Source organism: Enterobacter huaxiensis (assembly GCF_003594935.2).
Classification (GTDB): Bacteria; Pseudomonadota; Gammaproteobacteria; order Enterobacterales; family Enterobacteriaceae; genus Enterobacter; species Enterobacter huaxiensis.
In genome coordinates, this window is record NZ_CP043342.1 from 1,717,174 (window position 1) to 1,743,109 (window position 25,936).

General features: G+C 54.7%; 21 protein-coding genes. 18 read left to right on the forward strand and 3 right to left on the reverse strand.

Annotation, left to right across the window (positions count from 1 at the left end; genetic code table 11):
• The 5 genes from D5067_RS08180 (at position 1) to D5067_RS08200 (ending at position 5,367) form a co-directional block, all read left to right on the forward strand.
• On the forward strand, positions 1-1,614 hold the full coding sequence (locus D5067_RS08180; RefSeq protein ID WP_162844798.1) for a fimbrial adhesin EcpD family protein: 1,614 nt from the start codon (positions 1-3) through the stop codon (positions 1,612-1,614).
• A complete protein-coding gene (locus D5067_RS08185) occupies positions 1,611-2,291 on the forward strand; it encodes a fimbrial biogenesis chaperone (protein ID WP_119938271.1) in 681 nt (226 codons plus the stop codon). Before D5067_RS08180 ends, D5067_RS08185 begins: the two co-directional genes overlap by 4 nt.
• Positions 2,292-2,442: 151 nt before the next feature.
• Positions 2,443-3,123: a winged helix-turn-helix domain-containing protein gene (locus D5067_RS08190; RefSeq protein WP_235843331.1), complete on the forward strand. Its 681-nt coding sequence runs from the start codon at positions 2,443-2,445 to the stop codon at positions 3,121-3,123.
• On the forward strand, positions 3,098-3,571 hold the full coding sequence (locus tag D5067_RS08195; RefSeq protein ID WP_119938269.1) for a FidL-like protein: 474 nt from the start codon (positions 3,098-3,100) through the stop codon (positions 3,569-3,571). The genes D5067_RS08190 and D5067_RS08195 overlap by 26 nt, the downstream gene beginning before the upstream one ends.
• Before the next feature lie 326 nt (positions 3,572-3,897).
• On the forward strand, positions 3,898-5,367 hold the full coding sequence (locus D5067_RS08200) for an EAL domain-containing protein (RefSeq protein WP_119938322.1): 1,470 nt from the start codon (positions 3,898-3,900) through the stop codon (positions 5,365-5,367).
• A gap of 34 nt (positions 5,368-5,401) precedes the next feature.
• Here the strand turns inward: D5067_RS08200 and yegD are convergent, their stop codons facing one another.
• The gene (gene yegD / locus D5067_RS08205; protein ID WP_119938268.1) at positions 5,402-6,754 is read right to left on the reverse strand and encodes a molecular chaperone; all 1,353 of its coding nucleotides are present in this window, start codon (positions 6,752-6,754) and stop codon (positions 5,402-5,404) included.
• 131 nt (positions 6,755-6,885) lie between these two features.
• Between yegD and alkA the strand changes: the two genes are divergently transcribed.
• The gene (gene alkA, locus D5067_RS08210) at positions 6,886-7,758 is read left to right on the forward strand and encodes a DNA-3-methyladenine glycosylase 2 (RefSeq protein WP_119938267.1); all 873 of its coding nucleotides are present in this window, start codon (positions 6,886-6,888) and stop codon (positions 7,756-7,758) included.
• On the opposite strand, the gene D5067_RS08215 is transcribed toward alkA, so the two are convergent.
• Complete coding sequence (locus D5067_RS08215) at positions 7,723-11,052, reverse strand: diguanylate cyclase (RefSeq protein ID WP_119938321.1); 3,330 nt, start codon at positions 11,050-11,052, stop codon at positions 7,723-7,725. The two genes, alkA and D5067_RS08215, sit on opposite strands and share 36 nt — an antisense overlap.
• A 343-nt stretch (positions 11,053-11,395) precedes the next feature.
• Here D5067_RS08215 and udk point away from each other — a divergent pair, with 343 nt between their 5' ends.
• The 3 genes from udk to asmA all read left to right on the forward strand — a co-directional run bounded on the left by udk (position 11,396) and on the right by asmA (position 14,583).
• Complete coding sequence (gene udk / locus D5067_RS08220; RefSeq protein WP_119938266.1) at positions 11,396-12,037, forward strand: uridine kinase; 642 nt, start codon at positions 11,396-11,398, stop codon at positions 12,035-12,037.
• A 91-nt stretch (positions 12,038-12,128) separates the two neighbouring features.
• A complete protein-coding gene (dcd, locus tag D5067_RS08225; RefSeq protein ID WP_119938265.1) occupies positions 12,129-12,710 on the forward strand; it encodes a dCTP deaminase in 582 nt (193 codons plus the stop codon).
• Between the two features lie 22 nt (positions 12,711-12,732).
• Complete coding sequence (asmA, locus tag D5067_RS08230) at positions 12,733-14,583, forward strand: outer membrane assembly protein AsmA (RefSeq protein WP_119938264.1); 1,851 nt, start codon at positions 12,733-12,735, stop codon at positions 14,581-14,583.
• A gap of 156 nt (positions 14,584-14,739) precedes the next feature.
• On the opposite strand, the gene D5067_RS08235 is transcribed toward asmA, so the two are convergent.
• Complete coding sequence (locus D5067_RS08235; protein WP_119938263.1) at positions 14,740-16,323, reverse strand: TerC family protein; 1,584 nt, start codon at positions 16,321-16,323, stop codon at positions 14,740-14,742.
• A gap of 694 nt (positions 16,324-17,017) precedes the next feature.
• Here D5067_RS08235 and D5067_RS08240 point away from each other — a divergent pair.
• The 9 genes from D5067_RS08240 (at position 17,018) to wcaF (ending at position 25,917) form a co-directional block, all read left to right on the forward strand.
• Positions 17,018-18,157, forward strand: a complete 1,140-nt coding sequence (locus D5067_RS08240) for a polysaccharide export protein (protein WP_119938262.1) — start codon at positions 17,018-17,020, stop codon at positions 18,155-18,157.
• A gap of 6 nt (positions 18,158-18,163) precedes the next feature.
• Positions 18,164-18,607 (forward strand): low molecular weight protein-tyrosine-phosphatase Wzb, encoded by a 444-nt coding sequence (gene wzb / locus D5067_RS08245; RefSeq protein ID WP_119938261.1) that lies wholly within the window; start codon positions 18,164-18,166, stop codon positions 18,605-18,607.
• A gap of 2 nt (positions 18,608-18,609) precedes the next feature.
• Positions 18,610-20,772 (forward strand): tyrosine-protein kinase Wzc, encoded by a 2,163-nt coding sequence (gene wzc / locus D5067_RS08250; RefSeq protein WP_119938260.1) that lies wholly within the window; start codon positions 18,610-18,612, stop codon positions 20,770-20,772.
• A gap of 68 nt (positions 20,773-20,840) precedes the next feature.
• Positions 20,841-21,683, forward strand: a complete 843-nt coding sequence (gene wcaA, locus D5067_RS08255; RefSeq protein WP_119938259.1) for a colanic acid biosynthesis glycosyltransferase WcaA — start codon at positions 20,841-20,843, stop codon at positions 21,681-21,683.
• Complete coding sequence (gene wcaB, locus D5067_RS08260) at positions 21,683-22,174, forward strand: colanic acid biosynthesis acetyltransferase WcaB (RefSeq protein WP_042320603.1); 492 nt, start codon at positions 21,683-21,685, stop codon at positions 22,172-22,174. Before wcaA ends, wcaB begins: the two co-directional genes overlap by 1 nt.
• Positions 22,171-23,388 carry a colanic acid biosynthesis glycosyltransferase WcaC gene (gene wcaC / locus D5067_RS08265; RefSeq protein WP_119938258.1) on the forward strand — a complete coding sequence of 406 codons (1,218 nt, stop codon included), beginning with the start codon at positions 22,171-22,173 and terminating at the stop codon, positions 23,386-23,388. The genes wcaB and wcaC overlap by 4 nt, the downstream gene beginning before the upstream one ends.
• Positions 23,363-24,583, forward strand: a complete 1,221-nt coding sequence (gene wcaD, locus D5067_RS08270) for a colanic acid polymerase WcaD (protein WP_119938257.1) — start codon at positions 23,363-23,365, stop codon at positions 24,581-24,583. The genes wcaC and wcaD overlap by 26 nt, the downstream gene beginning before the upstream one ends.
• Before the next feature lie 16 nt (positions 24,584-24,599).
• On the forward strand, positions 24,600-25,346 hold the full coding sequence (wcaE, locus tag D5067_RS08275; protein WP_119938256.1) for a colanic acid biosynthesis glycosyltransferase WcaE: 747 nt from the start codon (positions 24,600-24,602) through the stop codon (positions 25,344-25,346).
• A 16-nt stretch (positions 25,347-25,362) separates the two neighbouring features.
• Positions 25,363-25,917, forward strand: coding sequence for a colanic acid biosynthesis acetyltransferase WcaF (wcaF, locus tag D5067_RS08280; protein ID WP_119938255.1), 555 nt, complete (start codon positions 25,363-25,365; stop codon positions 25,915-25,917).
• Positions 25,918-25,936: the final 19 nt, after the last annotated feature.

The window sequence follows — 25,936 nt, forward strand, 5'->3', positions numbered from 1 at the left end:
ATGAAAAATATTAACCTTATTCTTCCGTTACTCGTTGCGGGCGCATTAACGCCGCCGGCAGCGAAAGCGTTGACCGCGTCCTCGTCCGGCTCGGTCAGCAATAACTTTCTGTTTATTGAAAACGCCGTGGACGGTGAGTATTTCATTACTCCCTCCGCGCTCGATCCTCGCTTTAGCGGATCCAACACGTGGGTGAAATACGGCACCTCGCAGGTGAGCCTCGGCTATCTCGGCTACGTGGGCTGGACGGCTCCGGCGAATAACTATCAGGATATGTGGATCGATAATTCGCCGATTGACGGGCCGTTTAGCGGCATCCGCTGTTATAGTGGCACGCAATGCCCAACGTCCGGCTATATCTCGGGCCAGGGCCGGGACAGCAACGGTTTCTACCACGCTCAGGTCGGCTCGGTCGCGGGCGTGGTGGGCGGGGCGTACGGCTTCGCGTCGCTGAGTGATTCGGCCTACGAATATTTCCGCGCGATGCCGACCGGCAGCAGCGAAACGTATGTCTTTAACCGCTGCTATACCTCGGTTAACTATGATTACGCGGGGGGCGAACGCTGTAAGGATCAAAGCACCGGGCGCTGGAACTACGTGAACTACACCTTAACCAAGCGCGGCCATCTGGCGCTGGAATCTACCAGCGCTTTCCAGGAGCTGTGGATCGCCAGCGACGGGACGCCAAGCATTACCAATGACTCCGGCGCCTGCGAGTTGGGGGTTGTCGGAAACGTAAGCGGCGTGATCTGCAAAATGGTCAGCTACAGCCTTCAGCAGACCGCGAACCTGACCGCCTCGCTCACCTTCAGGGCCTATATCGATTCCACCGCGCTGGGCTTTACCCCGGCGGCGTCAACGGTGCGTTATTCCGGCAACGGCTCGAACTGGTATAACTTCAGCGCGACGACGGCCTATTACAATGTCTTCTCAACGGACGGCCACTACGTTTATCTCTTTTTGTCGAAGACGTTTCTTAAAAACCTTGTCGACTCGGGCTACAGCATTACCAACAGCCAGCCTTTTACCTTTGCCTTCCGCAATAGCTTAACGCCGGAGTCGGGGCATTACGAGTTCACGCCATCGTTGCAGCTGAACATTATTCCGAAGGAGTATGGAATCAGCATTGTCTCGTCGAATAACACCACGTCGGCAAGCGGCAGCGGCACCATCGGCGATGATACCCCGATTGGCATGGACTATGTCGTCACCGTTTCCGGCCCGCGTCAGGCGGACAGTATTACCGCCCAGGTCACGGGGGACACCACGACCATTAACAATACGCCGTACTGCCTGTTTACCTCCGCGCAGGGCGGGATCAGCGTGCCTATCCCGGCGTATCTGCAGTACAGCAACCAGTCGGGCAGCATGACGCAGGTGCGCAACAGCTGCGGCGACGCGCCCATCAGCCTCAACGATGCGCTGTGGCAGCAAACGCCGTGGGATGCGAATAACACCGACGACGGAAGCTACTTTAGCACCGGCTTATCGCTGCTGTTCCCGATGAATGACTCCCGCTCGGCGCTGACGGTTGCCGGCTCCGACTGGGAAGGCGTGGTTAGCGCCAGCGGCGAAATCAAAGTCACCGCGAACTGGCTGGGTGTCACCAAATGAAGCGCTGGTATGCGGCAATCATCAGTGCGGCGCTTCTGAGCTTTTCGGCGCACGCCCTGTATCTCGACTCAACGATTTACGAGATGCCTGCGGACAAGTCATTCATCAGCAAACGCATTTTTAACGACAGCAAAAAGCAGAATGTGTATCGCATTTCTGCGGTGAAAATTGATAAGCCCGGGCCGGGCGGGGAGAAGCGCCAGGATATAGAAGAAGGGGAGCTGATTTTTGCGCCGCTGACGTTCTCGCTGGCGCCGGATACCGGGGAGTTTTTTAAGATTTTCTACCGCGGCCCGCAGGATGATAAGGAGCGCTATTACCGGGTGCAGTTCACGGAGCTGCCCGTCACGATGTTTCCGGAGCGCAACGGCGGGAAAAGTAGCGAAGCGATACCGGCTATCGCCCTGGATACGATACTGGTGGTGCGCCCGAGAAAAATCGACCTGCGCTATACCCTGGATGAGCAGGCCGGGGTGCTTAAAAATACCGGGAACACCTTTTTTAAAATCATTGTGCAGCTGGGGTGCAATTCAACGGATGATGAGGCCACTATCCGTTACGTTCTCCCCGGAGAAACGTATCGAAGCAGCGGGTTAAAAAAACAAAATAAAAAATTCATTGTCGCTTTACACAAGTATATCCCTATTGGCAACGCGTGTTTTAAACCCGACTCATAAAATCTAAATAAAAATATTCATATATTGCTAACCTGTATAAGGTAAATATACTCTGTATAGCTTGCTTGTACAATGAAAGAAAATTTAAGAGTTTGTCTGGATGAGAAAGATAATTAATGGTCGGGTTTTGTACGACTCTGAGAAACGAGAATTGAACGTAAAAGATCAACAACTTGTTCTTTCCGCTTCGGTGGCGAGGTTACTGGATTTTTTTATTACAAACAATGCTCGCCAATTAAGTCGCGAACTGATCATTGAAGAAGTCTGGGCTAAGTATGGCATGAATCCCTCCGGACATAGTCTTAATAAAAGCATTAGTTTGTTACGCAAGGGGTTTTCTGCGCTGGGGATTGAAGGTGTTATCATTACCATTCCGCGAGAAGGCTTTATTTTTCAGGCGCAGATCGACGATAACCGCGAAGATATATTGGATGCTACTGAGGAAGACGTAACGAATGTTAATCATGCAGTGACGTTTCCCTGGAACAAAACATTTTTTGTCTGGTTTGTTTTTTTCCTGGTTTTAGTGGGCGGTGTGGGTATTTTTCTCACCGTAATGTTTCGCAGCAACGACGGCGTGGTGCATGTTTCAAATACCGGAGTCTGCGAAGTATATACGATGGATGATAATTCGTCGGAGAAAATTTTTAAGTTTCTGCATTCGAATAGATGGAAAGATTTTAATGCCATTTGTAATGGCACGAAGAAAGCCATTATATTTTATGACGATAACAGCCTGTCTAAGGGAAATAAACTGAAAGAACATTTTTTCAGTGTTTGTATGATGGGTGAAAAAAGGGTGGCGTATGAGTGCCAAAATTATTTTTATTAGCATCATGGCCGCGCTGGTCGCGCTGTTCTTCATTATACTTCACCGCGGGGCAATCCCAGCGGCGCTGGTCTGTACCTCTAAATATCATCTCGATCTGAACACGCAAAAAAACGGAATAAAAATAAAGGGAGAGGTGCTCCAGGTATTCAGGATCTCTTCGGAAAAAGACGGGATGCTGTCACAGGTGGGCGTACTGGACGTAAATGATAAACAGTACACCGTGAATCGCACAACGTCGCTGCGTTTTTTAGAAAAGGATAGCGACGGATATCTGCGTACAGAGCGCCTGGCAATAGTCAAGAACGATAATGACGATCTGCCCGACGCGATAACGGATCTGCTGATGTCAAAGCAGAAGATGTTTTATTACAAGGTTATCCATATCGACGATAATGTGTATGGTATCAGGGACTTGCGCCGCACGCTGATGGTCTGCCGTGCGAAGTGATTCTCTGCTTTACACTGATTTACAGGTGTTATGTTCTGTTTGTTGGTTTATTTATGGGATTTTGGTTTGTCCGGTTGTGAATGTAAGGGCATTTGTTTGTACTTGCCGCAGCTAAGAAAATTCCCTGTTCTGCTGATGGGAATATTCTTATCATTTTAACTCTGACCGCAACCGTAGCCCGGGGGATATAAAAAGCTTTCCTTAGCTTTGCATTGATAATATTAATTATCTGACATGTATGTCGTTGGAAACAGAATCAATTGTGAATGTTCTCTCTATTTGAGGGAGGGGTAGCCTTTGCAATTAAAACCATGATGGTGATGATTATGAACACGAAAAAGGTCTTCCTGCTGAGTTATGACATTTATCTTTTCTCAGGGATTAGGTCATTTTTACCTAATCTGATACTGGTGGATACCGGAACCTACATCAACGATTCTGATATCTCCACGCCCCAGTACAAAACCTGCCTGTTAATTATTGATAGCCGAATGCCATTTGGCCTGGTGAAACGGTGGCTGCAAAGAAACAGCAGCCAGTTTATTAATATCAAGAGTGTGGTTATTAGGCTGAGTGAAAATAAATGTATTAACCGAGGCTTTGAATACGCGGAGTGTATCGATGCCAAACTGGACGCTGATGACATCATTGATTCGCTGAAGCAGATTTTGATGGCGAACACTGAAAACGGTGCGCCCGCCAGAATAGGCCTTGTGGATGAATTCCGCCTGAGCGATTTTGAACAGGAGATGCTCAATGCCTCATTCACCCGAACCGGCCAGGAGGAATTTTGCCGGGCGAATTCGCTGGCGGTGAAATCGCTTTATCGCTATCGGGATAAAATAACCCATCGTCTGGAATTTGATAATTTCAACGAGTCTATTATTTTCCTTTCCCGCAACGGCCTGCTGGCAGAGAGAATAAGTGGAAATGAAAAACCGCCGCGCTATGTCTGTGATAATAACGAGACCGATCGATTGAGCCTGGCGCTGAAAAATGAGGAGATTATTCCATATTATCAACCTATTATGGGCAGCAGTGGAGAGCTGAGCGGGGTAGAGGTGCTGGCGCGCTGGCCGTTGGGTCATAATTACGCTATCTCCCAGCGTGAGTTTATTCCGCTCGCGGAAAAAAGCGGGCTGATTAATGAGCTGACCAGCTATTTGATGAATAAGGTGGCCAGCGACTTGAATCACAGCATTCACCGGCACGGACAGTCTTTTTTTGTCGCCTTTAACGTAAGCCCTTCAAGCCTGAGCAATCCCGTCTTTTACTGGGAGTGCCTCAACTTTTTAGAGTTAACGGAATCGTTACCGATAAGGCTGATGATCGAAATAACCGAGAACCAGACGCTGGTGGTCACTCCGGCAATAAAGGAGCTGATCCGCTCCCTGCGCAATCGTGGGGTACTGTTTGCCCTGGATGATTTTGGCACGGGGTATGCGAATCTTTGCTATCTGAACGAGCTTGAACTCGATGTGATCAAAATCGACAAGACCTTTATCAACGGCATCCACGCGCATGAGCAGTCGCTGCCGATGCTGGAGTCGATAATAAACCTCGCCGCCATTCTGGGGCTGCAAACCGTGGCTGAGGGGGTGGAGTATGACTACCAGCGCGACTGGCTTGTGGATAATCAGGTCGACTACCAGCAGGGGTACTTTTTTATGCCCCCGGTGGCGCTGGCGGAGTTTAAAGGCTTCATGAAGCGGTGTGAAAATATCGCGAGGCCCGTCCGGGAAAAGAAGTCCCCAGGGCAGGAAAAGCAGGACAATCCCCGCCTTACCGCACCCTGAATTCGCTCGCCCCGTATAAGGGGCGAGCGTAGTTTTAACTAAACATCACCTGCGCCCAGCGCGCTAACCCTGCGGTCACGGATCCAAAATCATCGCCCCCGGCAATCGGAATGCCCGGCAGCTGTTCCGCCAGCGCTTTCTTGATCAGCGGCGAGCGGGCGCTACCGCCCGTCAGGTAAATTACGTCCGGCTTCTCGTTGCCGTTTTCCAGCGCCAGCTGCACCTGCTCCAGAATGCGCTGCAGCGGCTGGGCGAGCGCGGTTTCGAGGCCATCCTGGGAAATCGCCGTGGCGAGATCGTTGCTGATGAACGGCAGCGAAACGGCGTGTTCCGCGCGATCCGAGAGCGCAATTTTGCTCTCTTCGGCGGTGCGTACCACGCGGTAGCTAAGGCGCTGACGCCACACCTTATACAGCAGTGCGACCTTCTCGGCGTCCTGCGCGTCGCGCACCAGGTCGTTGAGGAAACGACCGTTAGCGGTGCTGTAAAAATCACTCTGTGCGGGAACGTCGTTAATGGCGATCGCGTTCCACCACGGCAGGATCGGCAGGGCGATCCCTTTTTCGGTTTGCCCGCCCATGCCGAGCAGCGGCATCAGGCTCTTGAAGGCCAGGGCGATATCCAGATCGTTACCGCCCACGCGGCAGCCGCTGTGCCCCAGCAGGCTGTTTTCACGATCGCGACGATTATGCCACTCCGGGCCCATCAGCAGCAGCGAGCAGTCTGTGGTACCCCCGCCGATATCCACCACCAGCACGCGCTTTTCTTCCGTCAGGGTGGCTTCGAAATCCAGTCCTGCCGCAACCGGCTCATACTGGAACACCACGTCGCGGAAGCCCGCACGGTGCGCAGCACGCTCCAGGATCCCCTGTGCCTGCTGGTTCGCGTCATCACCGCCCAGCCCCTGGAAGTTGATCGGGCGGCCAATGACCGCCTGAGTGATGGCGTCCGGCACCTGGGCCTGCGCCTGATTGCGGATATGCAGCATCATGGCGCACACCAGGTCTTCAAACATCGCCACCTGCTGCGGCTTCAGGCCGCTCGCACCGAGGAATGATTTTGGCGATTTAACGAAGTAAACCTCCTCCGGGTCCTCTATATAGTGCCCGAGAGAAGAGAGGCCGAACTGCACGCTGGACGGCGTAACGTCGATGTCTTCTTCACGGTTAAAGCTGACCGCGCGGCGCAGCAGCGCCTGGGATTCCGCCGCCGTGGCGGAAACCTGATGATGGCGGAACAGCCATTCACTCACCGCTTCACGGGTTGGGGCGCAGAGCATCGAGGGCAGCAGCGTGCTCTCGTTCTCCATTTTCAGGAGCTGTGGTTGTCCGTTTTGCATAATCGCAACCGAACAGTTTGCGGTACCGTAGTCAAATCCAATAAACACGCAGGAGTCCCCATGCCGGTGAGAAGGGGCGAGACTTTAGCGAAATGTCCGCGCGGCGACAACTGGAATATGAAAGCAAGGCGTCGCGCGCGCAATCGGTTTATGCTGGAGAGAACTGAAAAGGAGACGCGATGTACACCCTGAACTGGCAACCCCCTTACGACTGGCAGTGGATGTTTGGCTTTCTCGGCGCGCGTGCGGTGACGGGCGTGGAAACCGTCACGGAACGCTATTACGAGCGCAGCTTTGCCTGCGAAGGGCATCAGGGGATATTTCGCGTTACGCCGGATACCCAACGCAATACGCTGACGGTGGCGCTTAGCCCGGGCCTGGAGCCGGTGGCGCCGCGCTGTCTTGAACGTATTGAACGCCTGTTCGATCTCGCCTGCGATCCAAAGCAAATCGCGGACGCGCTGGGCGAGCTTGGCGCCGCGCGGCCTGGCTTACGTTTACCGGGAGCCATGGATGCCTACGAGCAGGGCGTGCGGGCCATTCTCGGGCAGCTGGTGAGCGTGGCGATGGCGGCGAAACTGGCTTCGCGGGTGGTGGCGCTGTGCGGTGAGCCGGTGAAGGACGCTCCGGCCTATACCTGTTTCCCCACGCCGCTGGCGCTGGCGGCAGCCGACCCGCTGGCGCTGAAGGCGCTGGGCATGCCGGTTAAGCGTGCGGAGTCGTTGATTCATCTTGCGCAGTCGGTGGTGGAGGGGGAATTCCCGCTTTTTCCGCCTGAGGATATTGAGGCCGGGATGAAGGCGCTTCAGCAGCGTCCGGGGATCGGGCGCTGGACGGCCAATTATCTGGCGCTGCGCGGCTGGCAGGCGAAGGATGTCTTCCTGCCGGATGACTACCTGATTAAACAGCGGTTCAGCGGCATGACCCCCGCGCAGATCCGCCGCTACGCTGAGCGCTGGCAGCCGTGGCGCTCTTATGCGCTTTTACACATCTGGTATACCGACGGCTGGTCACCGTTAATTGATGGCGAAGTAGCTGGTGTTCAGGAGTAGCTCCAGCGGCTGCGGTTCGGCAATGGTATCGCCGTAGATAAAATCAATGCCAATGCCGGAGAGCGTGTCCATCATGATCGGCTGGTTGCACGGTCCGGCAAGGGTTTTCATCCCCAGACGCTGGGCGTGCCCCTGAATAATGGTCACCATCATCTCGTCCATCAGATTGCCGTGCACGTTGCTCACCACTTCGGTATCCAGCATCAGATAGTCCGCCATATTGGGGCTGAGGTGATTAAAGACGTCCATATCGCGTCCCACCTGGCTTAGCACCACCCGACAGCCCGCATGACGAAGTTTTTGCAGGCTCTGATGCACGTTTTCGTCCGGGCTGTGCAGCACCTCAACGGCGATCGTCAGATGCAGCAGACGGCCCGGCAGCGGGCTTTTCTCAAGCAGCTCGAGCAGTTCATCCACCAGCGTGACGCTGGCCAGGCCGGCCAGTGAGAGCGGGAGGGCAACGCCCATGCCTTTTGCTGCCACCGGTGCGGCATACGCCCGGAAGAATTCGCTGAAGATCCGCCTGTCGAGCGCGTGGAGCAGCTCGGGCTCTGCCAGCCCGGAGCGGAACGCATGCTCTTCCTGCACTTCTCCCTGGCTGGTCCACAGGCGGAGCGAGATCAGCCAGAAGTTACAGCTTTCCGGAATACGCGGTGAGGCGACGCTGCGGGCAATCATCAGCAGGTGGTTGTCTTTGATCATGTGCCACTGCTCGTCCAGCGACATCATGCTTCGGTGGCTGTGGATCCGATCCTGCTGCGGTTCGTACACCGTCACCACGCCACGGCCGCTGTTTTTCGAGGCGTAGCAGGCAATATCGGCCTGCGACATCACTTCCGCCGCCTGGTGATTACCGTCGTCTATCAGCGCGATCCCCGCGCTGGCGCCGATCCGATGCAGGCGGCCTTCCCACATAAAGTGATAGTTGTTGATGGCGTGGATCAGGCGCCCGGCAATGTACCGGGCGCTTTCGACATTGCAGTCCGGCAGCAGCAGCCCAAACTCATCCCCGCCCAGACGCGCCAGCACATCGCTGGAGCGCAGCAGGGTCAGCATTAACGACGACAGCTCGCGCAGCAGGGCATCGCCCGCCGCGTGGCCGGCGGTATCGTTCACCGCTTTGAAGCGGTCGAGATCGATAAACACCAGCGCATGGCGCTGACGCGTCTCCTGCACCGTCTGCAGCAGGCGCTTGAGGTGGCTCTCAAAGCTGACGCGGTTAGCCAGGTGGGTGAGGGCGTCGTGGGAAGCGCTGTAGCTCAGCTGGCGCAGCATTTTGCGCGACTCGGTAACGTCCTGAATCACCAGCACGGAGCCGATGTTTTGCCCGTCAAGCGTACTCAGCGGGGTGATGCTGTAGTGAATATCGAAGCTCCCGCCGGTGCGGCAGTTGAGCACCACGTCCTGTTCGATGTCGGAGCGAGACATATCGCCGCTGTGGATGTTCTCCATCAGCGGGCCATTTTCGCCAAAGGTAATATGCAGCACTTTCAGGATCGGCTGCCCAATGGCCTCCGCCTGCGGCCAGCCGCTCATCTCCTCCGCGACCGGGTTCATAAAGGTGACGTTCATGTCGATATCGGTACAGAGCACGGCTTCGCCGATGGAATCAAGCGTGATGTGCAGCCGCTCTTTTTCCTGGAACAGCGCCTCGTTAAGCGCTTTAACCTCGGTCATGTCCATATTGATCCCGAGCAGGCGCTCCACCTCACCCTGCTTGTTCAGCACCCGATTGGCGAGAGAACGAATGTGGCGAACGCCTTCCTTCACCCGAATGCGGAATTCCAGCTTAAACGGCAGCCTCGCCATCAGCGAATCGCGGAGCACCTGTTCGGCATGTTCGCGATCTTCAGGCACCATCGCCTCGTGCCAGAGCTGCCAGGTTGGCTTGATGTGCGGCGGAATTTCGTAAAGCTCGAACATCCGCTTATCCCAGCTGATAACGTCCGGCTCAAGATCCCACTCCCAGATGCCGATACCGCCGGCTTCGTTGGCGAGCGTAATCCGCTCCATCAGGCGTTTGTTAACCCATTCGGTCTGCTTGAGATCGTTAATGTCTTCAATCTGAGCGATAAAGTAGAGCGGGGTGCCGTCGGCATGGCGCACAACGGAGACGGCGAGCAGGGCCCAGACAACCTCTCCGCTGCGGGTGTAGTAGCGTTTTTCCAGGGAGTAAGTGTTGATTTCCCCGTTGACCAGCTGTTCCAGCTGTTCCAGGTCGGTGTTCAAATCCTCCGGCCAGGTGAGCTGCTGAAAGGTGAGGGACTGGAGCTCCGTCTGGCTGTAGCCGAGGAAATTGCACAGCGCTTTGTTAGCCTGCAGCCACTGGCCTTCAATGCCGACCAGCGCCATACCAATCGCGGAATATTCCATCGCATTGCGAAAACGCTCTTCGCTCTCGGTGATGTGTTTACGCTCGGCGCGAAACGCATACATCACCATCGTCATCACGTTAGCGGGCAAAAGCAGCATCAGGAACGGCAGCCAGGGGGCGTTGAACATGACGACGGTGGTTTGCGGCGATATCACGATCGGGTCTCGCGCCATCATCAGCGAAACCATCATCACGGTGACTAGAAAGACCAGGAAGGCTTCCATGCGCGGCAGGCGCACGGCGCTCCACATCAGCAGAACGATGACGCAGGTAAACGGCCAGGGCAGCCAGGAAATCGCCGCCCAGCTCAGAACCAGCGTTACGGCCAGCGTGACCAGCGTTTCCAGCAGCAGCCTGGGGTTACGATGACGCAGCAGATAGTGCGGTTTAAACAGCAATCCGAGCGGGACCAGCGCCAGCGCGCCGATGGATTCTGACAAGACCCAGACGAGGAAGGTACGCAGCGGCTCTGCGCTCGGCACCAGAAAATGGACCAGCACCCCGCCGATGAGAGGGGGGATGAGGGCGCTACCGATAGCCAGGCGGACCCAGTCGTTCAGGTTTTGCAGCGGGTTGTACCAGGGGAGCAGCTTGCGCAGCAGTATCGCACCAATGCTGGCCTCGATGATGTTTACAACGGGATAGGTAAGGCTGACGGAGTCCCACGAAAACAGCATCCACGAGGCCAGCACGTTCCCGAACGAGCAGGCAAGCGCGATGCCGGGCCACATTTTTCCCGCGTGGCGGTAAAACGCCACCATCATAATGGAGGTCGGGAACCAGAGCGGGGCCAGCAGCGTACCGAAGCGGGTCAGCTCAAGGGAGAATAAGGTGAAGATGAACGTGACCAGACCCAGACAGACAAGCCGCAGTAAAGGATGTGGGGTCGTAACCAAAACCCGCTGGTATTGTTTATTCATTACCGCTTTATCCAGGGACGCCATGCTGTCAGGAGCGAGGTCCGGACGCGCGAAATTAATAATTTGGTTTATGCTAGTACAAACAATTTACAATTTATATGCCGACTGCTCATAATTTGACATCATAGACTTATTAAATAGTTACTCTGCTAAAAATTCACGTTAAACGCCGAAAAAGTGCTCGTTAAAATTTAGCTCAGGGCGCGAAAAGCGACTTTACAGCCCGTCTCGCATAACCTGCGCATTCGACTGGTATCATGCCCGCGAAATCCCTATAATTGCCGCGTTTGACGCTCCGGCGTCGTCCTTCCTTAACATCCAGGTTAATCAGGTCGCTAAATTTATGACTGATAAGTCTCATCAGTGCGTCATCATAGGCATCGCCGGCGCATCAGCTTCAGGTAAAAGTCTTATTGCCAGTACGCTTTACCGCGAACTGCGTGAACAAGTTGGTGATGAGCACATCGGCGTCATTCCCGAAGATAGCTATTACAAAGATCAATCCCATCTTTCGATGGAAGAGCGCGTTAAAACCAACTATGACCATCCGAGCGCGATGGATCACAGCTTGTTATTCCAGCATCTTCAGTCACTTAAAAACGGCACGGCCATTGAGCTGCCGGTTTATAGCTATGTAGAACATACCCGCACCCAGGAAACTGTCCGCATTGAGCCGAAGAAGGTGATTATCCTCGAAGGTATTCTGCTGCTGACCGACGCCCGCCTGCGTGAGTCGATGAACTTCTCGATTTTCGTCGACACCCCGCTGGATATCTGCCTGATGCGCCGCATTAAGCGCGACGTGAACGAACGTGGCCGCTCCATGGACTCGGTCATGGCGCAATATCAGAAAACCGTCCGCCCAATGTTCCTGCAATTTATCGAGCCATCTAAGCAATACGCCGATATTATCGTGCCTCGCGGCGGTAAAAACCGTATTGCCATTGATATCTTGAAAGCGAAAATCAGCCAGTTTTTTGAATAAGCCGCGCGAATTGTGTACCGTTCAGAGATAACCTGGTTTTGCCCTGAGCCTGAAAAGCCTCAGGGCGCGATGCACGAAAGGAGAAAGTGCCATGCGTCTTTGTGACCGTGATATAGAAGCCTGGCTGGATGAGGGCCGCCTGTCTATCACCCCGCGCCCGCCGGTAGAGCGGATTAACGGCGTGACCGTTGATGTGCGTCTGGGGAATAAATTCCGCACCTTCAGCGGCCATACCGCCCCGTTTATCGACCTCAGCGGGCCGAAAGACGAAGTCAGCGCGGCGCTGGATCGCGTGATGAGCGATGAAATCGTTCTCGACGAGGGTGACGCTTTCTATCTGCATCCGGGTGAGCTGGCGCTGGCGGTGACGTATGAATCCGTTACGCTGCCTGCGGATCTGGTGGGGTGGCTGGATGGCCGTTCCTCACTGGCGCGTCTGGGCCTGATGGTTCACGTGACCGCGCACCGTATCGATCCCGGCTGGTCTGGCCGTATCGTGCTGGAGTTCTTCAACGCCGGCAAGCTGCCGCTGGCCCTGCGCCCTGGCATGATGATCGGTGCGTTGAGCTTTGAGCCGCTGACGGGCCCGGCCGATCGTCCTTATAACCGCCGCCAGGACGCAAAATATCGCGACCAGCAGGGTGCGGTTGCCAGTCGTATTGATAAAGACTGATTGTTAGACCACTGAGGATGCCATGAGAAGAGTTCTGACAACGCTGATGATTTTGCTGGTGGTGCTGGTTGCTGGCCTTTCCGCGTTGGTGCTGCTGGTTAACCCCAACGATTTCCGTACCTATATGGTGCGGCAGGTCGAAGCACGCAGCGGGTATGAACTCAAGCTGGACGGCCCGCTCCGCTGGCACGTCTGGCCGCAGCTCAGCATTCTCTCTGGACGCATGTCGTTAACCGCTCCCGGGGCGACGCAGCCGCTGGTCTCGGCGGATAATATGCGTCTTGACGTGGCGCTTATCCCGCTTTTCTCGCATCAGCTCCAGGTGGACCAGGTGATGCTGAAAGGGGCGGTGATCCAGCTCACGCCTCAATCGGAGGCGGTCCGTGAGGCGGATGCGCCGGTGGCTCCGCGCGAAAATACCTTACCTGATGTCCCCTCAGATACCGGCTGGTCATTCGATATCGGCAAACTGAAAGTGGCGGACAGCGTGCTGGTTTTCCAGCATGAGGGTGACGAACAGGTTACCGTTCGCAATATCAACCTGAAGATGGAGCAGGACGAACTGCACGTCGCTACCGTGGAGTTCTCCGGGCGCGTCAACCGTGACCAGCGCGATCTGAACCTCTCCATGAATGCCAACGTTGACGCGTCGGACTATCCCCATCAGCTCACCGCGGATATCCAGCAGCTCAGCTGGCAGCTGACGGGCGCGGATCTGCCGCTCAAAGGCATTACCGGCCAGGGGACGCTGCAGGCCGTCTGGCGTGAAGAGCTGAAGCAGCTTGAGCTGAAAAACCTTAACCTGCAGGCCAATGACAGCAGCCTGAAAGGGCAGGCGAGCGTCACGCTGGCTGAAGAGCCGAAATGGGTTCTCGACCTGCAGTTCGATAAGCTTAATCTGGAGAACCTGCTTCCGCCGCAGCCGGCGAGCGCGACGGACGGCGACGCCGTTCAGACGGGCCAAAGCCAGCTTGCGAAATCTCGCCCGGTGATCTCCTCCAATCTCGATCAGCCCGACTACAACAGCCTGCGCGGGTTTACCGCCGACATTCTGTTGAAAGCCAACGCCGTACGCTGGCGTGGCATTGATTTTACCGACGTCAGCAGCCAAATGTTCAACCATAACGGGCAGCTGGCCATCTCTGAGCTTAGCGGCAGAATGGGGGCAGGGCATATATCGCTGCCGGGTACGCTGGACGTTCGAAAAGATGTCTCCCGCGCCGAGTTCCAGCCGCGGCTTGAGAATGTTGAGATTGGTACAATCCTTAAAGCCTTTAATTACCCCATCGCCATGACCGGGCAGCTGACGATGGCGGGGGATTTCTCCGGCACCAGGATAGATGCCGAGGCGTTTCGTCACAGCTGGCAGGGCCAGGCGCACGTTGAGCTGAAAGATACGCGCATGGAAGGGCTGAACTTCCAGCAGCTGGTGCAGCAGGCGGTTGAGCGCAGCAGCAACGTGAAGGCCAATGAGAATTACGACAGCGCTACCCGCCTCGACACTTTCACTACCGAACTGTCGCTCGCAAACGGGCAGCTCTCAATGGATAACATGGAAGGAACGTCATCCCTGCTCTCCTTAACGGGTGAAGGCTCGTTGGATCTGGTGAAAGAGACGGCCGATACCCGCTTTAACGTCCGGGTCCTTTCTGGCTGGGAAGGGGAAGGCGAGCTTATCGACTTCCTGAAGGAGACCCCGGTCCCGCTGAATGTTTACGGCAAATGGCAGGAGCTGAACTACAGCCTGCAGGTTGATCAAATCCTGCGCAAGCATCTGCAGGATGAAGCTAAACGTCGGCTGAGTGACTGGGCGGAACGCAATAAAGATTCACAAAACGGCAAGGACGTGAAGAAGCTGTTAGATAAGCTTTGATGTCGGTGGTGCCGGGTGGCGGCTACGCCTTACCCGGCCTACAAAAGCTGACGCGCCGGGTGGCATGTGCGGCCTGATGCCCTCACCCCGACCCTCTCCCACGTGGAGAGGGCGCAAACACTAAAAACGGCAACGAGGTTGCCGTTTTGCTTTTATCTACACCTCAAAATCTATCTCATCCTCGCTTCGCAGCGGTATTAGCTGCACCTTCTGCACGCGATGGCTTTCAACCTGCAGCGTTTTGAGCATGAAATCCCCCACCTGAACCTCTTCTCCCGGCTGCGGGATCCGCTGCAGATACTCCATTAACAGTCCCGCTATGGTGTGGTATTCGCGCTTGTCGTCCAGCGGCAGCGGTACAAACTGCACCAGGTCCTCCAGCGGCATATGGCCGTTTGCGGTCCAGCTTCCGTCGGCATTCTTCTGAATGTCATGGCGCGCATCGATCTCATCCACCTCGTTAGGCAGATTACCCGCGATGGTTTCCATCACGTCGCTGAGCGTCACCAGGCCTTCGACAGAGCCGAACTCGTCGACCACAAAGGCAAAGTGCGTGCGCGCATTGCGGAACTGTTCAAGCGCGGAGAGCAGCGGCAGGGCTTCAGGGAACACCAGGGGCTGGCGCACCAGCGCGCGCAGGTTAAGCGGTTCACCGTGCAGCTGCTGCTGCAGCAGATCGATCACATGCACCACGCCCAGCAGCTCTTCCTCTTCTTCACCGCCTGTCACCACTACGCGGGTGTGCTGGTTTTTATCCAGAAGGGCGAGGATCTGCTCTTCCGGGGCCGTCAGGTCGATATGCTCAATGTCATGGCGCGAGGTCATGATGCTGCTGACCGAGCGCTGGTTCAGGTTGAGCACCCGCTCAATCATCCTGCGCTCCTGCGGGTTGAAAATCTGCCCGTCGCTGTGATCGGCAAGCATCGACGCGGATTCTGCGTCCAGCTCTGCATCCTCTTTCCGCCCGCTGAGCAGGCGCATCACGGTATCGGCAGTGCGCTGACGCAGGGTCTGGTTCGCCGAAAGGAAGCGGCGACGATTGAATATAGCAAGCTGGTTCAGCGACTCAATCATGACCGAGAAGCCAATCGCTGCGTACAGGTAGCCTTTCGGGATGTGGAAGCCAAAGCCGTCGGCGACCAGGCTAAAGCCAATCATCAGCAGGAAGCTCAGACAGAGGATCACGATGGTCGGGTGGCTGTTCACAAACCGCGTAAGGGCTTTACTTGCCATCACCATCAGCGTGATGGCGATGATCACGGCGGCCATCATCACGGCCAGATGGTCGACCATCCCGACGGCGGTGATCACCGAATCCAGCGAGAAGACGGCGTCCAGCACCACAATCTGCGCGACGACCGGCCAGAATTTCGCCCCGCGTCGCTGGGTGGGGTTGTCGCTGTCCTTCCCTTCGAGCCGCTCGTTCAGTTCCACCGTGGCTTTGAAGAGCAGGAATAGCCCGCCAACGAGCATGATCAGGTCGCGGGCGCTGAAGCTGAAGCCGCGAACGGAGAAAAGGGGAGTCGTGAGGGTGACCAGCCAGGAAATCGAGGCCAGCAGCAGCAGGCGCATAACCATCGCCAGCAGCAGACCCGTCACGCGCGCGCGGTCGCGCTGCGATGGGGGCAATTTTTCGGCAAGGATGGCGATAAAGACCAGATTATCAATACCGAGAACTAATTCGATAACGACCAGCGTAACCAGCCCGGCCCAGATTGATGGATCGGCAATCCATTCCATAGTAATAGCAATACCTTCTGTTATATGACCAATGTCACACTTCGATCATGGATAAAGCTGACCGAAAATGCAATGCCGGGATGAGATTTCTCTTAATAGCCTTCTAAAAAATCAGCGCAATTCGCCAACGGTGTAAATAAGCTAATGACGTATATTTTATTACGCTGAGGTGTATTTAGGATATATCGCAATAAATGGTTTGAATTGATATTTTGTCAATATAAAGAAAATCCTAAAACGTGAAAATTTTGCGCTTAATATTAATCTTAAAAACCGTTATTAGGACAGTTGTCTCCTTGCCTGCTATTAGGTTAGCTGCAACAATTCTCCCAGCATCAAATGTTAAATTTCCTTGTTGCTATTATTGTTTCGGTCTTTAGTCACGGTAACGCTTTATCAGCATGCTTGCTGAAGCTGCTGATATATTTCCAAAAAGACCTTATCCATGAGGGTGTATATCCATAACATATTGTTTAGACAGTGGATTGGTAACTGAAAGCCAAGGGCGGTAGCGTGCCTGAAAGCGTGTGAATCAGCCTCGATTATTCTGTCAATAGCCAATGGATGAATAAGCTTTTTTTAGGACTGATGCCAGTTATATTTCGAATTGATTAACTGCATTCTGAATGCCAAAACGACCCGCGCTTATTTAAATTGCACAGGATAATTACTCTGCCAAAGTGATAAATAATCAATGATGAAATCCAAAATGAAATTGATGCCATTATTGGTGTCTGTGACCTTGATGAGTGGTTGCACGGTCTTTCCCGGCAGCAATATGTCAACAATGGGCAAGGATGTGATCAAACAGCAAGATGCTGATTTTGATCTCGACAAAATGGTGAATGTTTATCCATTGACGCCACGTCTGGTAGAACAATTACGTCCGCGTCCGAATGTTGCCCAGCCGAATATGTCTCTGGACCAGGAAATTGCCGCCTACCAGTATCGCGTAGGGCCAGGTGACGTTATCAACGTGACCGTCTGGGACCATCCTGAACTAACAACTCCTGCGGGCCAGTACCGCAGCTCAAGCGACACCGGTAACTGGGTGCAGTCCGACGGCACGATGTTCTATCCGTACATCGGCAAAGTGCACGTGGTTGGCAAAACGCTGGCTGAGATCCGTAGTGATATTACCGGCCGCTTAGCGCAGTACATCGCTGACCCGCAGGTGGACGTTAATATCGCCGCATTCCGTTCGCAAAAAGCCTATATCTCCGGCCAGGTAAACAAATCGGGCCAGCAGGCGATCACCAACGTTCCGCTGACCGTTCTCGATGCCATTAATGCCGCAGGCGGCTTAACCGACGGTGCCGACTGGCGTAACGTCGTTCTGACCCACGAAGGCAAAGAGCAGCGCATTTCCCTGCAGGCGCTGATGCAAAACGGCGACCTGACGCAGAACCGCCTGCTCTATCCGGGCGACATCCTGTACGTGCCGCGTAACGACGATCTGAAAGTGTTCGTGATGGGTGAAGTGAAGAAACAGAGCACCCTGAAGATGGACTTCAGCGGGATGACCCTGACCGAAGCGCTGGGCAATGCGGAAGGTATCGATCTGACCTCCTCGAACGCCAGCGGCATCTTCGTGATCCGTCCGCTGAAAGGCGAGGGCAGCGCGAAAGGCAAAATTGCCAACATCTACCAGCTCGATATGTCCGATGCGACGTCGCTGGTCATGGCCACGGAGTTCCGCCTCCAGCCATACGATGTGGTGTATGTCACTACCGCGCCGGTTGCCCGTTGGAACCGCCTGATCAACCAGTTGCTGCCAACCATCAGTGGCGTTCGCTACATGACGGATACGGCGCGCGACATTCATACCTGGTAATCCGCGATGTTTAACAAAATATTGGTGGTATGCGTGGGGAACATTTGCCGTTCCCCCACGGCTGAACGGCTGCTTCGCCATTACCAGCCTGGCTTAACGGTCGACTCCGCGGGGCTTGGGGCGCTGGTGGGCAAAGGCGCCGACGAGCGCGCCGCAAGCGTGGCGCAAGATCACGACCTTTCTCTCGACGGGCACATCGCCCGTCAGATTTCCGGCCGGATGTGCCGCGAGTACGACCTGATCCTGACGATGGAAAAACGCCACATTCACGCGCTGTGCGAGATTGCTCCGGAAATGCGCGGCAAGGTGATGCTGTTTGGTCACTGGGACAATGAGCGCGAAATTCCCGATCCGTATCGCAAGAGCCGTGAGGCATTTGAGGCGGTATACACCTTACTTGACCAGTCTGCCCGACAGTGGGCGCAGGCACTGAAAGCTCAGCAGGGATAACAATGACAGAAAAAACAAAACCTTCTGCCGCCCCGATTTCGGGCAGTGATGAAATCGACATTGGTCGCCTGGTCGGCACCGTGGTAGAGGCAAAGTGGTGGGTGCTTGGGATCACCGCCGTGTTCGCCGCTGCGGCCGTCGTCTATACGCTGTTTGCGACGCCGATCTACAGCGCCGATGCGCTGGTGCAGATAGAGCAGAACTCCGGTAACTCGCTGGTACAGGACATCGGCTCTGCCCTGGCGAACAAGCCGCCCGCCTCCGACGCTGAAATCCAGCTCATCCAGTCGAGACTGGTGCTGGGCAAAACGGTTCACGATTTAGGGCTGGATATCTCGGTTACCAAAAATACCTTCCCGGTGTTTGGTGCCGGCTGGGACCGCCTGATGGGCCGCAGCAATGACACCGTGAAAGTGACGGATTTCGTGCTGCCAAAAGGCGGTGCGGAGCAGACCTTTACCCTTACCGTGCTTGGCCCGAAACAGTATCAGCTGACCAGCGATGCGGGCTTTAGCGCGCGCGGTGAAGTGGGGCAGATGCTGACCAAAGACGGCGTCAGCATGATGGTTAGCGCGATCAATGCGCAGGAAGGCGGTGATTTTACGGTCACCAAATTCTCCACGCTGGGGATGATTAACAACCTGCAGAACAACCTGACCGTCACCGAAAACGGCAAGGACACTGGCGTCCTCAGCATGACGTTCACCGGTGAAGATAAGGACAAAATCCGCGATATCCTGAACAGCATCACCCGCAACTACCTTGAGCAGAACGTTGAGCGCAAATCAGCGGAAGCGGCAAAAAGCCTGGCCTTCCTCGCGAAACAGCTCCCGGAAGTGCGCGCCCATCTTGATGACGCAGAGAACAAGCTGAACGCCTATCGTCAGGATAAAGATTCCGTCGACCTGCCGCTGGAGGCGAAATCGGTTCTCGACTCGATGGTAAACATCGACGCCCAGCTGAACGAGCTGACCTTTAAAGAGGCGGAAATTTCCAAGCTGTACACCAAACGTCACCCGGCGTACCGAACCCTGCTGGAAAAACGTCAGACGCTGGAAGAAGAGAAGGCGAAGCTGAATAACCGCGTTACGGCCATGCCGAAGACGCAGCAGGAAATTGTGCGCCTGACGCGCGACGTGGAGTCCGGCCAGCAGGTTTATATGCAGCTGCTGAACAAACAGCAGGAGCTGAAAATCACCGAGGCGAGCACCGTAGGCGACGTGCGTATCGTTGACCCGGCGATTACGCAGCCTGGCGTGCTGAAGCCGAAGAAAGCGCTGATTATTCTCGGCAGCATTATTCTCGGCCTGATGCTCTCCATCGTTGGCGTACTGCTGCGCTCCCTGTTCAACCGGGGTATCGAAAGCCCGCATGTGCTGGAAGAGAACGGCATCAGCGTCTATGCCAGCATCCCGCTTTCCGAATGGCAGAAGTCGCGTGACAGCGTTAAAACCGTTAAGGGCGTCAAGCGCTACAAGCAGAGCCAGCTGCTGGCCGTCGGTAACCCGACCGATCTCGCGATTGAAGCGGTGCGCAGCCTGCGCACCAGCCTCCACTTCGCCATGATGCAGGCCAAAAACAACGTTCTGATGATGACCGGCGTCAGCCCGTCTATCGGTAAAACGTTCGTCTGCGCCAACCTGGCGGCGGTGGTGAGCCAGACCAACAAGCGCGTGCTGCTGATCGACTGTGACATGCGTAAGGGCTATACCCACGAGCTGCTGGGCACCAACAACGTCAACGGTCTTTCGGAAATTCTGCTCGGCAAAGGGGCGATCGAAGAAAGCGCGAAGCCGACCTCGATTCCGAAATTTGACCTGATCCCGCGTGGCCAGGTGCCGCCGAACCCGTCTGAGCTGCTGATGAGCGAACGCTTCAGCCAGCTGATTGAATGGGCGAGCAAAACCTATGACCTGGTGCTGATCGATACGCCACCGATTCTGGCCGTGACCGACGCCGCCGTAGTGGGCCGCCATGCGGGCACTACCCTGATGGTCGCGCGCTATGCGGTGAACACGCTGAAAGAGGTGGAAACCAGCCTGAGCCGCTTCGAGCAGAACGGTATTGAGGTGAAGGGGGTCATTCTGAACTCCATCTTCCGCCGCGCGACCGGGTACCAGGATTACGGTTACTACGAGTACGAATACAAATCTGACTCTAAATAAAAAAGATCTCTCACCCCTCACCCTCTCCCTTCGGGGGAGAGGGCCGGGGTGAGGGGTGAGGGGAAAATATGACCACACAACGCCCTTTGATTTCTATCTATATGCCGACATGGAATCGTCAGCAGCTGGCGATCCGCGCGATTAAATCGGTCCTGCGTCAGGATTACGACAACTGGGAGCTGATCGTCGTGGATGACTGCTCCTCCTCTTTTGAACAGCTGCAGGCATTCGTTGACGACCTTAACGACCCGCGCGTGGTGTACACCCATAACCCGATCAATTCCGGGGCGTGCGCGGTACGCAACCAGGCGATTATGCAGGCGAAAGGGCAGTATCTGACCGGCATTGACGACGATGACGAATGGACGCCAAACCGGCTGTCGATTTTCCTGTCGCACAAAGCGCAGCTGGTGACGCACGCGTTTCTCTACGCCAACGACTATGTCTGCCAGGGCGAAGTGTACTCGCAGCCGGCCAGCCTGCCGCTGTATCCGAAATCACCTTACTCCCGCCGCCTGTTTTACAAGCGCAACATTATCGGCAACCAGGTCTTTACCTGGGCGTGGCGATTCAAAGAGTGTCTGTTCGATACCGAGCTGAAGGCCGCGCAGGATTACGACATTTTCCTGCGGATGGTGGTGGAGTACGGCGAACCGTGGAAGGTGGAAGAGGCGACGCAGATCCTGCACATCAACCACGGGGAGATGCAAATCACCTCCTCGCCGAAAAAATTCTCCGGCTACTTCCACTTTTACCGCAAGCACAAGGACAAGTTCGACCGTGCCAGCCGTAAGTATCAGCTCTTTACCCTCTATCAGATCCGCAACAAGCGCATGAACTGGCGCACGCTGTTTACGCTGCTTTCGGTACGTAACGGCAAGCGTCTGGCCGACGGGCTTCGGGGGAAATAATGTTTCTGGAAGATTGCCGCGCAAACGGCTGGAGCCTGCGCCCGTGCTGTATGGTTCTGGCGTACCGCATCGCGCATTTCTGCTCGGTGTGGCGCAAGAAAAACGTGCTTAACAACCTGTGGGCTGCACCGGTGCTGGTGCTGTACCGCATCATCACCGAATGCTTTTTTGGCTATGAAATTCAGGCCGCTGCCACCATTGGCCGCCGCTTCACCATTCACCACGGCTACGCCGTGGTCATCAACAAGTTCGTCGTCGCGGGCGATGATTTTACCATTCGCCATGCCGTCACTATTGGCAACCGCGGGCCGGAGAGCCTGGCCTGCCCGGTGATAGGCAATAACGTCGAGCTGGGCGCGAACGTGGTGATGATTGGCGATATCACCGTCGGTAACAACGTGACGATTGGCGCAGGCAGCGTGGTGCTGGACAGCATTCCGGATAACGCGCTGGTGGTGGGTGAAAAAGCCCGCGTGAAGGTGATTAAATGAACATTCTGCAATTTAACGTGCGCCTCGCAGAGGGCGGCGCGGCAGGCGTGGCGCTGGATCTGCACCAGCGCGCGCTGCAAAAAGGGCTACAGTCGCGCTTTGTTTACGGCTACGGCAAAGGCGGCAAGAAAAGCGTCAGCCATGATAACTACCCGCAGGTGCTTAAGCAGACCCCGCGACTGACCTCCATTGCCAACATCGCGCTGTTTCGCCTGTTCAACCGCGATCTGTTTGGCAACCTGAACAGCCTGTACCGCACCGTGACGCGCACCCCCGGTCCGGTGGTGCTGCATTTTCACGTGCTGCACAGCTACTGGCTGAATCTGGAAGAGGTGGTGGCGTTTTGTGAGAAGGTAAAGGCGCATAAGCCGGATACCCGATTCGTCTGGACGCTGCACGATCACTGGAGCGTGACCGGACGCTGCGCCTTTACGGACGGCTGCGAAGGCTGGAAAGATAACTGCCAGAAATGCCCGACGCTAAACAATTATCCGCCGGTAAAAGTGGACCGTGCGCATCAGCTGGTTGAGGGCAAACGCCAGCTGTTCCGAGACATGCTCTCGCTCGGCTGCACCTTTATTTCCCCAAGCCAGCACGTGGCGGATGCCTTCAACAGCCTGTACGGGGCAGGGCGCTGCAAGATCATCAATAACGGTATCGACGTGGCGACGGAAGAGATTCTGGCGGAACTGACGCCGGTCGCCGAAACGCCGGGCAAACCGAAGATTGCCATTGTTGCGCACGACCTGCGCTACGACGGCAAAACCAACCAGCAGCTGGTGCGCGACATCATGGCGCTGGGCGAAAAGATCGAGCTTCACACCTTTGGTAAATTTTCCCCGTTCGAAGGGGTAAACGTGGTGAACCACGGGTTCGAAACCGACAAGCGCAAGCTGATGAGCGCCCTGAACGGAATGGATGCGCTGGTCTTCAGCTCCCGCGTGGACAACTATCCGCTGATCCTGTGTGAAGCGCTCTCCATCGGCGTGCCGGTGATTGCCACCCACAGCGACGCCGCGCGCGAAGTGCTGGAAAAGTCCGGCGGAAAAACCTTTGCCGAGCAGGAGGTGCTGCCGCTGGTGCAAATGCCGAAGGCGGATATCGCGCAGGCAGTTTTTGGCACTGACCTGGAATCGTTCCGCAACCGAAGCCGCAAGGCCTACAGTGGACAACAGATGCTGGAGGAGTATGTCTCGTTCTATCAGAATCTGTAGTTATCTGCTGCTCCCGCTGATCTACCTGCTGGTCAACGTTAAGATTGCCCAGCTGGGAGAAAGCTTCCCGATCACCATCGTCACCTTCTTGCCCGTGCTGCTTTTGCTCTTCGTTGAGAAGATTAGTCTTAAGAAGCTGATGATTGCGCTGGGTATGGGGGTTGGCCTGACGGCATTTAACTACATCTTTGGTCAGTCTCTGGACGCCAGCAAATACGTCACCTCGACCATGCTGTTTGTTTATATCGTCATTATTATCGGCATGGTCTGGAGTATTCGCTTTAAAACTATTTCCCCGCACAATTATAGGAAAATCCTTAGGTTCTTTTATATTGTGGTCGGGATCATCGTTATGCTTGCCGCGATGGAGATGGCGCAAATTATTCTGACCGGCGGCAGCAGCCTGATGGAAATAATTTCGAAATATCTCATTTACAGTAACAGCTATGTTCTGAACTTCATTAAGTTTGGCGGAAAACGTACCACCGCGCTCTATTTTGAACCGGCTTTCTTTGCTCTGGCGTTAATCTCAATTTGGCTCAGCATCAAACAGTTTGGTATCAAAACCCCCAAGACCGATGCTATGATTCTTGCAGGAATTGTTCTGTCAGGATCGTTCTCAGGGGTAATGACGTTTATCCTGTTTTACCTGCTTGAGTGGGCGTTCCAGTATCTGAACAAAGATGCCATAAAGAAAAAGATGCCGCTGGCGATTATCTCCCTGACGGTATTTATGGTGGGCATAGTATTTGCTTTCCCATACATCTCTGAACGTTTGGGCGATCTGGGAACCGAAGGCTCATCATCTTATTATCGCATCATTGGTCCGCTGGTGATGGTGGGTTATTCCTTAACCCATATTGATGGCGTAGTAAGATTTGGCTCACTTTACGAATATGTTGCATCATTCGGAATCTTTAACGGTGCGGATGTCGGTAAAACCATAGACAATGGTCTGTATCTGTTAATTATCTACTTTTCGTGGTTCGCCGTACTGTTGACGCTGTGGTACCTGTTTAAAGTTTTCAAAATGATGATTAACGCGTTTGGTGATAACCAAAACTTTCGCGTGCAGCTTTATCTTTTTACGCCCGTGTCGCTGTTTTTTACCGGGTCAATATTTAGCCCGGAATATGCATTCTTAATTGTATGTCCGTTTATTTTGCGCAAGGCGCTCAATATTACGCGCGTATGACGAAATGAGGTGATTTATGTTTCTTAGCGTCATTACTGTCGCCTTTCGTAACTACGAAGGGGTGGTAAAAACCTGGCGCTCGCTGCGCAACCTGGCGCGCGACCCAAGCCTCACCTTTGAGTGGATTGTGGTCGACGGCGGCTCGGACGACGGTACGGCTGAGTTTCTGGAAAAACTCAACGGTGAGTTCAACTTACGTTTCATCAGCGAGAAAGATAAAGGCATCTACGATGCGATGAATAAAGGCATTGCCATGGCGCAGGGGCGCTATGCCATCTTCCTGAATTCCGGTGACGTATTCCATGATGACGTGGCGCTGTTTGCCCGCCAGCTGTCTCGCCAGAAAGAAGAGGCAATGTTTATTGGCGATGCGCTGCTCGATTTTGGCGACGGAAATAAGGTGCTGCGTAGCGCAAAGCCGGGCTGGTATATTTACCACAGCCTGCCGGCCAGCCATCAGGCGATTTTCTTCCCGGTGAGCGGCCTGAAAAAACAGCCCTACGATTTGCAGTATAAAGTCTCTTCAGATTATGCGTTGACCGCCAGTTTGTACAAGTCAGGCTATCCGTTCCGTCGAATTAAAGGGCTGGTATCCGAATTTTCCATGGGCGGCGTGTCAACCTCGAATAATCTGGAATTATGCCAGGACGCAAAAAAAGTGCAGCGTAAAATATTACGCGTGCCGGGCTTCTGGGCAGAATTGTCTTATTTCTTGCGTATTAAAACCACGGGTAAAGCGAAAGCCTTATATAACAAAGCCTGAAATATAAGGAAACGTAATGCAGGAACTCAAAGGATTCACCGTGCCGAAAGGCTTTCGCGGTGGCAACGGTATTAAGGTGCAGCTGTGGTGGGCCGTTCAGGCAACGTTATTTGCCTGGTCGCCGCAAATACTGTACCGCTGGCGAGCATTTTTATTGCGTCTGTTTGGCGCAAAAATAGGAAAAAACGTAGTCATTCGCCCCTCGGTAAAAATTACCTATCCCTGGAAATTAACGCTCGGGGATTATGCCTGGGTTGGGGATGACGCGGTATTATATACCCTTGGCGAGATTACGATTGGCGCAAATTCGGTGGTTTCACAAAAGTGTTATTTGTGCACCGGCAGCCACGATTTTATGAGCCCGCATTTCGATATTACCGCCACGCCCATAGTGATTGGCGAGAAATGCTGGCTGGCAACCGATGTGTTTGTTGCACCGGGCGTCACCGTTGGCGACGGCACGGTTATTGGTGCCCGCAGCAGCGTTTTTAAATCGCTTCCGGCAAATAAAATTTGCCGGGGCAACCCCGCAGTGGTGATACGCGAACGCGTTGAAACTGAAAAACTTTGATAAGTACAGAGGAATATAA